Source organism: Streptomyces sp. NPDC044921 (genome assembly GCF_056432865.1).
The window spans coordinates 255,754-267,953 of the sequence record NZ_JBWKIF010000004.1 but is presented as its reverse complement, the minus strand read 5'-3'; the positions used below and the strand labels follow the sequence as shown (position 1 = coordinate 267,953).

Genomic DNA, 12,200 nt, shown 5'->3' with positions numbered 1-12,200 from the left:
CGTCTGCCGTGCGACCGAGTGTCAGCCGTACGGCAGATGTTGACGGTACGTCAGCCCGACCGCACGCGTGTCACGCGCGGTCGGACGTGCCGCACAGGCAGGGCGTGGCGCCGACGTGCGGCCACGTGCTTCACGCCGCGTGCCCGCCGTCCACGGCGAACTCCGCCCCCGTCACGAACGTGGCACTCGCCAGGTACGCGACCGTCGAGGCGACCTCCCCGGCCGTGCCGAAGCGGCCCAGCGCCGTCATCGCCGCCTGCCCGGCCGCGTAGGGACCGTCCGCCGGGTTCATGTCCGTGTCGATCGGGCCGGGATGGACGAGGTTCGCCGTGATGCCCCGTCCCCCCAGCTCTCTGGCCAGCGCCTTGGTCAGGCCGGTCAGCGCGGCCTTGCTCATCGCGTAGAGCGTTCCGCCCGGCCCCGGCACCCGCTGGGCGATGCAGCTGCCGACGGTGATGATCCGCCCGCCCTCGCGCATCAGCGCGGCCGCCGCCTGGGAGGCCAGGAAGACGCCGCGGACGTTCACCGCGAGGACCCGGTCCACCTCCGGGAGGGACAGGGTCTCCAGCGGCCCGAGCACCCCCACGCCCGCGTTGTTCACCAGCACGTCGAGCCCGCCCAGCGCCTCGGCCGCCGCGCGCACCACACCGGCGGCCTCGGCCGGGTCCGCCGCGTCCGCGCGCAGGGCCACCGCCCGCCGCCCCCGCGCCTCCACGGCCCGGACAACCTCCTCGGCCGCCTCCTTCCCGTGCACGTACCCGACCGCCACGTCCGCGCCCTCCAGGGCCAGCCGCAGAGCCACCGCCGCGCCGATGCCACGGCTCCCGCCGGTCACGAGAGCCACCTTGCCGTCAAGAGTTCCTGGAGAAGTCATGCCTCCATCCCAGCCGCCGGCCGGTGGCGGCGCTGGCGGCGAACGGACGTCGAGCTCACCGGCCCGGCCCGCCGGTCGGCCCAGCGATGAGTTGCGGGGCCCGACGGGGTCTGAACCGATGGCACCACGGCCTCACGACCCCACGGGACCCGGAAGGAAGGCACCCGCCATGGGCAAGATCGTCTCCACTCTCTTCGTCACCCTCGACGGCGTCTACCAGGGCCCCGGCGGCCCGCGGGAGGACACCCGCGGCGGTTTCACACACGGCGGCTGGAGCTTTCCGTACGCCGACGAGGACTTCGGCCGGTTCGTCAACGAGGTCTTCGCCCGCCCGGCCGCCTTCCTGCTGGGCCGCCGGACCTACGACATCTTCGCCACGTACTGGCCGAAGGTGACCGACCCCGCCGACCCGGTCGCCTCCAAGCTCAACTCCCTGCCCAAGTACGTCCCCTCCTCCACCCTGACCGATCCCGGGTGGGCGGGCACCACCGTCCTCTCGGGCGATCTCGCCGAGGAGGTCACCGCCCTGAAGGAGCGCACCGACGGCGAGGTCCAGGTGCACGGCAGCGGGGCCCTGGTCCGCTCCCTGCTGGCGTCGGGCCTCCTCGACACCCTCCACCTGCTGATCTTCCCGGTCGTGCTCGGCTCGGGCTTCCGCCTGTTCCCCGAGGGCGCCGCGCCGACCGCCTTCGAGCACGCCGGGGGCAGTGTCACCGGCGCGGGCGTGTCGGTGCAGACGTACGACGTGGCGGGCCGCCCCCAGTACGGCGAATTCGGACTGCCGGAGAACGTCCAGGGCGGGCCGGGCGCCCGGTAGCGGCAGGTGAACCACCCGAGAAGCACTCGCACTTGACGGGTGAAACCTTCGGCCTGCCCTCGCTTTGTCATTGACATGCCACTCTCTGTGCGCGTCATCATGAGCCCGTGAACCTCCCCCCACGCGCCTCGCGGCTCGGTGCGGCAGCCGCCCTCGTGTCCGCTCTCCTCGTCGGCGGTACCGCCACCGCCACCAGCACCGCCGAAGCGGCCCCCACCGCCGTCGGCGACATCTGCTACAGCGCCCTGCCGTCGCAGGCCCACGACACGCTCGACCTGATCGAGCAGGGCGGCCCCTACCCGTTCGACCAGGACGGCACCGTCTTCCGGAACCGGGAGGGCATCCTGCTCAGCCGGCCGTCCGGCTACTACCACGAGTACACGGTCATCACCCCGGGCTCCCCCACCCGCGGTGCCCGGCGCATCGTCACCGGGGAGCGCGGCCAGGAGGACTACTACACGGCCGACCACTACGCGTCGTTCGACCTCGTCGACCACGGCTGCTGAACCCGGCCGCCGCTCGGCGGACACCGGCCGGGAGCCCGTCGCGTCCGGCGGACCTCACCCGGACGTCCGGCTCCCGGCCGCCGCGAACAGGGCGACGCCCAGCACCAGCAGGGTGACGCTCGCGTAGATCTCGTAGCCGTCCAGGAACCCCAGGCGCTGCACCAGGCCCCAGTCCCAGTCGGTGAACTCGTGCACCAGGCCCGCCACGCCCTGCACCAGGGCGAGGAAGCCGAGGATCTCCAGTAGCTGCTTCATGCTCCCGAGCCTCGGCCAGCGGACCCCCCACCCACATCGGCCGCGGGACGAGCACCCCGGGACGGACGTCGCTGTTCCGGCCGGCCGGCGTCGCCGAAAGTCCGCGGCGGGACGACTTTGGTCGACGATCCGGCCCGCTGGGCCGTCAAACCGGTGCGGGCTGCGTAGATTCGTCGACCGTGAATGGTGAGAACGCGGGGCGGACCTCCCCGGTACCGACCGAGGAGACACCGGCGCTGTTCACCGGACGCCGGTGGTTCATCCCCTCCGCCCTGCTCCACGAGCTCGACCCCGACGCCGCGGGCGCCGGGCGGCGGCCCCGCCGCACCGCCCGCGACTGGGTCGTGGACTTCTCGTGCTTCCTGTTCGCCGTGATCCTGGGCGCGACGGCGCTCGACGCGCTCCACCAGAACCCGCGCGTCGGACCGGGGCTCGCCGTCGTGGACCAGGTGGTGGGCGCGCTGGCCTGCGCGGCGGTCTGGCTGCGGCGCCGCTGGCCGCTGGGGCTGGCGGTGGCGATGGTCCCCGCCACCTTCGTCTCGGACACCGCGGGCGGCGCCGGCATCATCGCGCTGTTCACCCTGGCCGTGCACCGCCCCTTCCGGTACGCGGCCTGGGTGGGCGGCGTCAACACGGCGCTGATCCCCCTCTACTACTGGCTGCGCCCCGACGTGGACATCCCCTACCTGGTGAGCGTGCCGTTCGCCATGCTGCTCACCGTGACGATCATCGGCTGGGGCATGTTCGTACGGGCCAAGCGGCAGCTCATGGTGAGTCTCAGGGACCGTGCCCGGCGGGCCGAGACGGAGGCGCGGCTGCGGGCCGAGCAGGCGCAGCGGCTCGCCCGCGAGGCCATCGCGCGCGAGATGCACGACGTGCTCGCGCACCGGCTGACGCTGCTCAGCGTGCACGCGGGCGCCCTGGAGTTCCGGCCGGACGCGCCCCCGGCGGAGACGGCCCGGGCGGCGGGCGTGATCCGGGAGAGCGCGCACGAGGCACTGCAGGACCTGCGGGAGATCATCGGCGTGCTGCGGACGGCCGGGCCGGACGACACCGGCCGGCCCCAGCCGACGCTGGGGGCACTGGACGCGCTGGTCGCCGAGTCACGGGAGGCGGGCATGAAGGTCGCCCTCGACCTGCGCGTCGACGAGCCGGACGCCGTTCCGTCGTCCGTCGGCCGCACCGCCTACCGGATCGCCCAGGAGGGCCTGACCAACGCCCGCAAGCACGCCCCCGGCACGGAGGTCACGGTGTCGGTCGGCGGAGCGCCGGGTGACGGCCTCACCGTCCGCGTGCGCAACCCGGCGCCCGTGGGGGACGTGCCCCCGGTCCCCGGCTCCGGACAGGGCCTGATCGGCCTGACGGAACGGGCGACCCTCGCGGGCGGCCGCCTGGAGCACGGCCCCACCCCGGGGGGCGGGTTCGAGGTGCGGGCGTGGCTGCCGTGGAGGTGAGGGCCGGAGCGTCCCCGGGGCCTGCCGTCGGCACCGTGTGCAGGCCCGTGGAGGGCCGGGCGCCGCGGCGGTAGGGCGACGGTGGCGCCGCCGCCGGTGCCGTACCGGCCGCCGCCTGGCTCGGGCGTGCCGGACCCCGATGCCTGTCTCCGACGGGGGAGGGTGTTCGGCGGGTGGCGCTGCCGTCCTGTCCAGGCGGGCCTTCCGCGAGTCGCGCCCGAGGGCTGCCGCCGGCCCGGGCCGGCCGGCCTTCTCCGGGGGTCCGGACAGACTGCCGCGCCGTGATTACGTAGGGGCCATGACTGCGATCAGACTCCTCCTCGTCGACGACGATCCGCTGGTGCGGGCCGGGCTGTCCCTCATGCTGGGCGGGGCCGACGGCATCGAGATCGTCGGCGAGGCCGCCGACGGCGGCGAGGTGGAGTCCCTCGTCGACCGCACCCGCCCCGACGTCGTGCTCATGGACATCCGGATGCCGACGGTAGACGGCCTCACGGCCACCGAGCGGCTGCGCGCCCGCGACAAGGCCCCGCAGGTGGTCGTCCTCACCACGTTCCACGCCGACGAACACGTGCTGCGGGCACTGCGCGCGGGCGCCGCCGGGTTCGTGCTGAAGGACACCCCGCCGGCCGAGATCCTCGCGGCGGTGCGCCGCGTCGCGGCCGGCGACCCGGTGCTGTCGCCCACGGTCACCCGCCAGCTGATGCGGCACGCCGCAGGCACCGCGGCCGACACCCGCCGCACCCGCGCCCGCACGCGCATCGCCGGGCTGAACGACCGCGAGCGCGAGGTCGCCGTCGCGGTCGGCCGGGGCCTGTCCAACGCCGACATCGCCGCCGGCCTCTACCTGAGCGTCGCCACCGTCAAGACGCACGTCTCGCGCATCCTGGCCAAGCTCGGCCTCAACAACCGCGTGCAGATCGCGCTGCTCGCCTACGACGCCGGGCTCCTGGACGAGGGGCAGCAGGAGGACGAGGGCTGAGCGGCGGGGCCCGCTCAGGCGAACGCGGCGGCGGCCCCGCCGGGTATCTCCACGAGCCGCACCGGCCTGCGCTCCCGGCGCGAGACCTCGCACGCCTCGGCGACCCGCAGCGCCTGCAGGGCCTCCCGCCCGTCGCAGGGGTTGGCCCGCCCGCCCCGCACGACCTCCACGAACGCGTTCAGCTCGGCTTCGTAGGCGGGGCCGAACCGCTCCAGGAAGCCCGTCCACGGCTTGTCCGCGGCCGGCGGCCCGGTCGGCTCGGTGGACGCGATCGGCGTGCGGTCGTCCAGACCCACCGCGATCTGGTCGCGCTCCCCGGCCAGTTCCATGCGCACGTCGTAGCCCGCCCCGTTCAGCCGGGCCCCGGTGACCGTGGCCAGCGTGCCGTCGTCGAGGGTGAGCAGCGCCGCGCCCGTGTCGACGTCCCCGGCCTCGCGGAACATCGAAGGCCCGGCGTCCGACCCGGTCGCGTACACGTCCACCACCTCGCGGCCGGTCACCCAGCGCAGCACGTCGAAGTCGTGGATCAGCGTGTCCCGGTACAGCCCGCCCGAGACCGGCAGCCACGCGGCCGGCGGCGGCGCCTGGTCGCTGGTGAGCGCCCGCACGGTGTGCAGCCGTCCCAGCCGGCCCGAGCGCACCGCCTCGCGCGCACCGGCGTAGCCCGGGTCGAAGCGGCGCTGGAAGCCCATCTGGAGCACCGTCCCGGCCGTCTCGACCTCGGCGATCGCGCTCAGCGTCCCCGGCAGGTCCAGCGCGATGGGCTTCTCGCAGAACACCGGCAGGCCCGAGCGTGCTGCCCGACCGATCAGTTCGGCGTGGGCCGACGTGGCGGTCGTGATCACCACGGCGTCGACCCCCCAGCGGAAGATCTCCTCCACACCGGGCGCCGCCGTCTCGCCCAGGCGATGGGCCAGGTCCTGGGCCCGCGCGGGATCGGCGTCCGTGAGGATCAAGGACCCCACGTCGCGGTGCCTGCTGAGGGTGTTCGCGTGGATCGTGCCGATGCGGCCCGTACCGATGACGCCGATGCGCATGGGAACAAAGTGCGGGCACGGCCCGCCCCTGTCAATCCGTATGTCCGGACAATCTGACTACACGACTTCCCGTCAACAACGCACGGAGCTACGCTCAGCGGGTGCCGAAACCAGAAGTGGACCCGACCGTGCAGCTCGAGCTCAGCGTGGACCGCAGCTCCCCCGTGCCGTTGTACTTCCAGCTGTCCCAGCAGCTGGAGGCCGCGATCGAGCACGGCACGCTGACGCCCGGCAGCCTGCTGGGCAACGAGATCGAGCTCGCCGCCCGGCTCGGACTGTCCCGGCCGACCGTCCGCCAGGCCATCCAGTCACTCGTCGACAAGGGCCTCCTCGTCCGCCGCCGGGGCGTCGGCACCCAGGTCGTGCACAGCCAGGTCAAGCGCCCCCTGGAGCTCAGCAGCCTCTACGACGACCTGGAGGCGGCCGGCCAGCGCCCCGCCACCAAGGTCCTCGTCAACACGGTCGTGCCCGCCTCCGCCGAGGTCGCCGCCGCCCTCGGAGTCGCCGAGGACAGCGACGTCCACCGCGTGGAACGCCTCCGCCTCGCCCACGGCGAGCCCATGGCCCACCTCTGCAACTTCCTGCCCCCCGGCCTGATCGACCTCGACACCGACCAGCTGGAGACCACGGGCCTGTACCGCCTGATGCGCGCGGCGGGCATCACCCTCCACAGCGCCCGCCAGTCGATCGGCGCCCGGGCGGCGAACCAGGCGGAGGCCGAGCGACTGGCCGAGGAACCGGGCGCACCCCTGCTGACCATGCAGCGCGTCACGTTCGACGACACGGGCCGCGCCGTGGAGTACGGCACCCACACCTACCGCCCGACCCGCTACTCCTTCGAATTCCAGTTGCTCGTGCGGACGTGAGAGGGACGCGCCACCCGGCTGCGCGGGCAGCGGCGCGACCGGCCCCGGCCCGCCCGCACCCGGCCATGACCCGCACCACCCCGCGCCCGCCCCGCTCCGCACGCACCCCCGCCGTGAGGCAGAATCGGGCGCGATGAGCACCTACCGCGACTTCACCGCCCCCATCGGTTCCCGCCGTGCCACCGTGCTCCGCACGGTCGGCACCAGGGAGCGCCGCTCACACCTGACGGCCCCCCGCGTGCCCACGGTCGGCATCGACATCGGCGGTACGAAGGTGATGGCGGGCGTCGTCGACGCCGACGGCAACATCCTGGAGAAGCTGCGCACGGAGACCCCGGACAAGTCCAAGAGCCCCAAGGTCGTCGAGGACACCATCGTCGAGCTGGTGCTGGACCTGTCCGACCGGCACGACGTGCACGCCGTCGGCATCGGCGCGGCCGGCTGGGTCGACGCCGACCGCAACCGGGTGCTGTTCGCGCCCCACCTGTCGTGGCGCAACGAACCCCTGCGCGACCGCATCGCCGACCGGCTCGCGGTCCCCGTGCTCGTCGACAACGACGCCAACACCGCCGCCTGGGCCGAGTGGCGCTTCGGCGCCGGCCGCGGCGAGGACCACCTGGTGATGATCACGCTGGGCACCGGCATCGGCGGCGCGATCCTGGAGGACGGCCAGGTCAAGCGCGGCAAGTACGGCGTCGCCGGCGAGTTCGGCCACATGCAGGTCGTGCCCGGCGGCCACCGCTGCCCGTGCGGCAACCGCGGCTGCTGGGAGCAGTACAGCTCCGGCAACGCCCTGGTCCGCGAGGCCCGCGAGCTGGCCGCCGCCGACTCCCCGGTCGCCTACGGGATCATCGAGCACGTCAAGGGCAGCATCGGCGACATCACCGGCCCGATGATCACCGAGCTGGCCCGCGACGGCGACGCCATGTGCATCGAACTGCTCCAGGACATCGGGCAGTGGCTCGGCGTCGGCATCGCCAACCTCGCCGCCGCCCTCGACCCTTCCTGCTTCGTGATCGGCGGTGGCGTCTCGGCCGCCGACGACCTGCTGATCGGCCCGGCCCGCGACGCCTTCAAGCGGCACCTCACCGGCCGCGGCTACCGCCCCGAGGCCCGCATCGTGCGCGCCCAGCTGGGCCCCGAGGCCGGCATGGTCGGCGCCGCCGACCTCGCCCGGCTGGTCGCCCGCCGCTTCCGCCGCGCCAAGCGCCGCCGTGTGGAGCGCTACGAGCGCTACGAGCGGTACACGCAGTCGCTGCGCAGCAGCCAGGAGACGCTGTGACCGCCTCCCTGCCCCACCAGGGCCCCTGGCCCGGCGGCCCGGACCGCCCGGTCGAGGACCGCCGCCACATGATCCGCCGCAGGGCGCTCACCCTGCTGACCATCGTGCTGCTCATCGGCATCCCGGCCGGGTACCTGGTGATCTCCGCCAACCAGAGCCGCGACAGCGGCAAGGACAAGGAGGCCAAGTACTCGGCGACCGGCCTCACCGAGGGCTGGCCCTCCAAGCTCCAGCGCCGCATCTACCAGGTGCCCATCCCGCATCCGGCCTGGCACGTGGCCTACTACGAGACCAACAACTGGAAGACCAGCCGCCTGTACGCCCAGTTCGAGACCAACACGGCCGGTCTGGACGCCTACCTGACCGGCCTGGGCGTGACCCGCGCGGATCTGAGGAAGGGCGACATCACGATCGGCGCCCGTGACCGGAAGATCACCGGCTGGAAGTTCCCCGAGGGCGACGGGTGGTACGGCTTCGTCCACCGGCAGAAGAACCCGGCGCCCACGCACGACGTCGTCGTGGACCTGTCCAACCCGGCGTACCCCTGGGTGTACGTCGTGTCCCGGACCGTGCCCTGACCCCGCTGCCGGAGCCGATTGTCAGACCCCGCCCGTAGAGTCGGAGACAACTGATCCGACAGGCGGGCGGGAGGTGGCAGGACGTATGGGCGACACGGCGGCGGTGGCCGAGCGGGCGGGGGACGCGACGGTCCCGGTCCGGCTCCCGGCCGTCTTCCTGCCCGCGCCGCTGCCGCGCGAGGGACGCGTCGCGTTCTGGGACCCCGACGGCGGACCGCTGCCAGCCCGCGCCACGGAACCGACCGACGACGCGCACCCGACCGACGCCACGGAACCGACCGACGCCATGGAACTGACCGTCGTCCGACGGCACGGATCGGCGATCCGCCGGCGCACCACCCCGGCGCTGTCCCTGCCGGTGGAAACGGCCCTGCCCCTGCTGGTCCGCGCCCGGCACGACCCGGCGGCCCACCCCGCCACCGCCTGCTGGGGCGCGGCCGCCCTGCACGCCCTGCGGCTCACCGCGCGCGGGCGGCTGCTGCCCGGCCTCACCGCCACCGGACACGACGCCTGGCGCGCGGGCCCCCTCGACCCGGACGACATCGCCCACCTGCGCGCGATCGCCGCCGCCCTGCCCTACGAGGGCCACGCGGTCCCGCTGCCCGGCCCGGGCCCGATCCTCCTGCCCGAGCCGGAAGCGCTGGTGCGCGCCTTCCTGGACGCGGTCGCCGACACGCTGCCGCGCACCCCGGCCGCGCCCCACAGCACCGGCCGCCCCTTCGCCGCCCGCGAGGCCACCCATCTGCCCGGCGCCCACGACTGGGCCGCCGAGGTCGCCGCCGGCATGGACGCGGGCGTGCGCATCTCGCTCCGCCTGGACCTGTCCGCCTACGACCTGTTCGACGACGCCTCCGCCGACGGCGCGCGCAGCGCCGGTGCGGCCGTCGTCCAGGTGCACAGCCTCGCCGACCCCACCCTCGTGGCCGACGCGGCGGCCCTGTGGGCGGGCGAGGCCGGTGACGCCTTCGGCCCTCGCGCGCGCGTGGACGCCGCCCTCGCGGTCCGCCGCGCCGCCCGGGTCTGGCCGCCACTGGACCGGCTCTCCGACCAGGACGTGCCCGATGTGCTGGCCCTGGGCGAGGAGGAGCTGAGCGACCTGCTCGGCATCGCCGCCACCCGGCTCGCCGCGGCCGGCGTCGCCGTGCACTGGCCGAGGGACCTCGCGCAGGACCTGTCCGCCACGGCGGTGGTCCGCCCCGCGCCAGGCTCCGCGACCGACGGCACCGGCTTCTTCGACAGCGAGGACCTGCTCGGCTTCCGCTGGCAGCTCGCGCTCGGCGGCGACCCGCTCACCGACGCCGAGATGGACGCCCTCGCCGAGGCGCACCGGCCGGTCGTCCGGCTGCGGGACCGCTGGGTGCTGGTCGATCCGGCCCTGGTCCGCAAGGCCCGCAAACGGGACCTCGGCCTGCTCGACCCGGTGGATGCGCTGTCCGTCGCCCTCACGGGCACGGCCGAGGTGGACGGCGAGACGGTGGAGGCCGTCCCGGTCGGCGCCCTGGCCACCCTGCGCGACCGCCTCACCGCCGGGATCCGCCCGGCCGCCCCGCCGCCCGGCCTGCACGCCACCCTGCGCGACTACCAGCTGCGCGGCCTGGCCTGGCTCGACCTGATGACCTCCCTCGGACTCGGCGGCTGCCTCGCCGACGACATGGGCCTCGGCAAGACCGTCACGCTCATCGCGCTGCACCTCAAGCGCGCCCGCCGGGAACCGACCCTGGTCGTCTGCCCGGCCTCGCTGCTCGGCAACTGGCAGCGCGAGATCAACCGCTTCGCCCCCGGCGTCCCCGTCCGCCGCTTCCACGGCCCCGACCGCAGCCTGGCCGGCCTGGACGGGGGTTTCGTCCTCACCACCTACGGCACGATGCGCTCGGCGGCGGCCGCCCTGGCCGAGCAGGCCTGGGGCATGGTCGTCGCCGACGAGGCGCAGCACGTGAAGAACCCCTACTCGGCCACGGCCAAGGCGCTGCGCACCATCCCCGCCCCGGCACGGGTCGCCCTCACGGGCACGCCCGTCGAGAACAACCTCTCCGAGCTGTGGGCCCTGCTCGACTGGACCACCCCGGGCCTGCTCGGCCCGCTGAAGTCCTTCCGCGCCCGGCACGCCCGGGCCGTGGAGACCGGCGAGGACGAGCAGGCGGTGGAGCGCCTGGCCCGCCTCGTCCGCCCCTTCCTGCTGCGCCGCAGGAAGTCCGACCCCGGCATCGTCCCCGAGCTGCCGCCGAAGACCGAGACCGACCACCCGGTCCCGCTCACGCGCGAACAGGCCGCGCTGTACGAAGCCGTGGTGCGCGAGTCGATGCTCGCCATCGAAACGGCCGAGGGCATGGCGCGCCGCGGCCTGGTGCTGAAGCTGCTGACGTCGCTGAAGCAGATCTGCGACCACCCGGCGCTGTACCTGAAGGAGGAGCACGCACCACCGGGCGACCGGCTCGCCGCCCGCTCCGGCAAACTCGCCCTGCTGGACGAGCTGCTGGACACCCTGCTGGCCGAGGACGGCTCCGCCCTGGTGTTCACCCAGTACGTCGGCATGGCCCGCCTGATCACCTCGCACCTGGCCGGCCGCGCGGTCCCGGTCGACCTCCTGCACGGCGGCACGCCCGTCCCGGAGCGGGAGCGCATGGTGGACCGCTTCCAGGCGGGCTCGACCCCGGTGCTGGTGCTGTCCCTCAAGGCGGCGGGCACGGGCCTGAACCTCACCCGCGCGGGTCACGTCGTGCACTTCGACCGCTGGTGGAACCCGGCCGTCGAGGAGCAGGCCACCGACCGCGCCTACCGCATCGGCCAGACCCAGCCGGTCCAGGTCCACCGCCTGATCACCGAGGGCACGGTCGAGGACCGCATCGCCGAGATGCTCCACGCCAAGCGCGCCCTCGCCGACGCGATCCTCGGCTCGGGCGAGTCGGCCCTCACCGAACTGACCGACCGCGAGCTGTCGGACCTGGTGTCCCTGCGGAGGCCGTCATGACGCGCCGTCAGGTATCCGTCTCCGCCGCGGGGAGCAGGCCGTGAGCGCGCGCCCGGCCGACGAGGCCCGCCGGGCCCTGCGCGAGGCCAGGTCCCGGGCGGCCCAGGACCCGCACCCGGCGCCGCCCCCGGGCGGGGAACCCCCGGCCCGGCAGGCCCCGCGTCCCGGGGACGTCGCCCGCGAGGCGCTGCGGAAGGCGGTGGCGGAGCAGCGGGGGAGCGGCCCGGGCGGCGAGGGCCCGGCAGACGAGCGGGAAGCGGCGGAGACCACCCGTGCCTCCGGCATGCCGACCGAGCCCTCGGCGTTCCGCGATCCGCGTGAGGACCTCCCCGGGAAGGCCTCGGCCGGCGCACCCACGGAGTGGGAAGGCGGACGCACTCCGGCGGCTCACCGAGGCGATCCGCAGGAGGCTCCCGCCGAGACGGCCCCGGCCGACGCATCGACCAGAGCGCGGGACGGCGAAGCCGCTTCGGAGACTCAGCAAGAGGGTCGGCAGCAGGACAACGCCGGGAGGGTCGCGGCCGACGCATCCGCCGGGGTGCGGGATGGCGAGCAGGGCTCGGCGGCTCGGCAGGGGCGCC

The 12,200-nt window shown here is 74.6% G+C and carries 11 protein-coding genes and 1 pseudogene; 9 read left to right on the top strand and 3 right to left on the bottom strand.

The window, feature by feature from the left end; translation table 11 throughout:
• Positions 1 to 130: 130 nt before the first annotated feature.
• Entirely contained in the window at positions 131 to 874 is a 744-nt protein-coding gene (locus AC07DA_RS08430; RefSeq protein ID WP_479125772.1) for an SDR family oxidoreductase, read from the bottom strand.
• Between the two features lie 169 nt (positions 875 to 1,043).
• Here AC07DA_RS08430 and AC07DA_RS08425 point away from each other — a divergent pair, with 169 nt between their 5' ends.
• Positions 1,044 to 1,691, top strand: coding sequence for a dihydrofolate reductase family protein (locus AC07DA_RS08425; protein ID WP_479125770.1), 648 nt, complete (start codon positions 1,044 to 1,046; stop codon positions 1,689 to 1,691).
• A 107-nt stretch (positions 1,692 to 1,798) separates the two neighbouring features.
• A complete protein-coding gene (locus AC07DA_RS08420) occupies positions 1,799 to 2,197 on the top strand; it encodes a ribonuclease domain-containing protein (RefSeq protein WP_479125768.1) in 399 nt (132 codons plus the stop codon).
• A 54-nt stretch (positions 2,198 to 2,251) separates the two neighbouring features.
• Here AC07DA_RS08420 and AC07DA_RS08415 read toward each other — a convergent pair whose 3' ends face one another.
• Positions 2,252 to 2,452, bottom strand: a complete 201-nt coding sequence (locus AC07DA_RS08415) for a hypothetical protein (protein WP_479125766.1) — start codon at positions 2,450 to 2,452, stop codon at positions 2,252 to 2,254.
• Positions 2,453 to 2,631: 179 nt separating this feature from the next.
• Between AC07DA_RS08415 and AC07DA_RS08410 the strand changes: the two genes are divergently transcribed.
• Positions 2,632 to 3,906 (top strand): sensor histidine kinase, encoded by a 1,275-nt coding sequence (locus AC07DA_RS08410; protein WP_479125764.1) that lies wholly within the window; start codon positions 2,632 to 2,634, stop codon positions 3,904 to 3,906.
• A 298-nt stretch (positions 3,907 to 4,204) separates the two neighbouring features.
• A complete protein-coding gene (locus AC07DA_RS08405) occupies positions 4,205 to 4,888 on the top strand; it encodes a response regulator transcription factor (RefSeq protein ID WP_479125762.1) in 684 nt (227 codons plus the stop codon).
• 14 nt (positions 4,889 to 4,902) lie between these two features.
• Here the strand turns inward: AC07DA_RS08405 and AC07DA_RS08400 are convergent, their stop codons facing one another.
• A complete protein-coding gene (locus tag AC07DA_RS08400) occupies positions 4,903 to 5,925 on the bottom strand; it encodes a Gfo/Idh/MocA family protein (protein ID WP_479125760.1) in 1,023 nt (340 codons plus the stop codon).
• A 128-nt stretch (positions 5,926 to 6,053) separates the two neighbouring features.
• Here AC07DA_RS08400 and AC07DA_RS08395 point away from each other — a divergent pair, with 128 nt between their 5' ends.
• The 5 genes and pseudogenes from AC07DA_RS08395 to AC07DA_RS08375 form a co-directional block, all read left to right on the top strand.
• Entirely contained in the window at positions 6,054 to 6,791 is a 738-nt protein-coding gene (locus AC07DA_RS08395) for a GntR family transcriptional regulator (protein ID WP_479126105.1), read from the top strand.
• 133 nt (positions 6,792 to 6,924) lie between these two features.
• Entirely contained in the window at positions 6,925 to 8,073 is a 1,149-nt protein-coding gene (locus AC07DA_RS08390; protein ID WP_479125758.1) for an ROK family glucokinase, read from the top strand.
• Positions 8,070 to 8,651 carry a sugar kinase gene (locus tag AC07DA_RS08385; RefSeq protein ID WP_479125757.1) on the top strand — a complete coding sequence of 194 codons (582 nt, stop codon included), beginning with the start codon at positions 8,070 to 8,072 and terminating at the stop codon, positions 8,649 to 8,651. The genes AC07DA_RS08390 and AC07DA_RS08385 overlap by 4 nt, the downstream gene beginning before the upstream one ends.
• Positions 8,652 to 8,736: 85 nt before the next feature.
• Positions 8,737 to 11,619: an SNF2-related protein gene (locus AC07DA_RS08380; protein ID WP_479125755.1), complete on the top strand. Its 2,883-nt coding sequence runs from the start codon at positions 8,737 to 8,739 to the stop codon at positions 11,617 to 11,619.
• 40 nt (positions 11,620 to 11,659) lie between these two features.
• Positions 11,660 to 12,200: pseudogene (locus AC07DA_RS08375) on the top strand (SWIM zinc finger family protein); the annotation flags it as partial.

Coding starts and splice junctions, on each gene's coding strand:
- AC07DA_RS08430 (WP_479125772.1), bottom strand. CDS start 874: ATGACTTCTCCAGGAACTCTTGACGGCAAGGTGGCTCTCGTGACCGGC.
- AC07DA_RS08425 (WP_479125770.1), top strand. CDS start 1,044: ATGGGCAAGATCGTCTCCACTCTCTTCGTCACCCTCGACGGCGTCTAC.
- AC07DA_RS08415 (WP_479125766.1), bottom strand. CDS start 2,452: ATGAAGCAGCTACTGGAGATCCTCGGCTTCCTCGCCCTGGTGCAGGGC.
- AC07DA_RS08405 (WP_479125762.1), top strand. CDS start 4,205: ATGACTGCGATCAGACTCCTCCTCGTCGACGACGATCCGCTGGTGCGG.
- AC07DA_RS08400 (WP_479125760.1), bottom strand. CDS start 5,925: ATGCGCATCGGCGTCATCGGTACGGGCCGCATCGGCACGATCCACGCG.
- AC07DA_RS08390 (WP_479125758.1), top strand. CDS start 6,925: ATGAGCACCTACCGCGACTTCACCGCCCCCATCGGTTCCCGCCGTGCC.
- AC07DA_RS08380 (WP_479125755.1), top strand. CDS start 8,737: ATGGGCGACACGGCGGCGGTGGCCGAGCGGGCGGGGGACGCGACGGTC.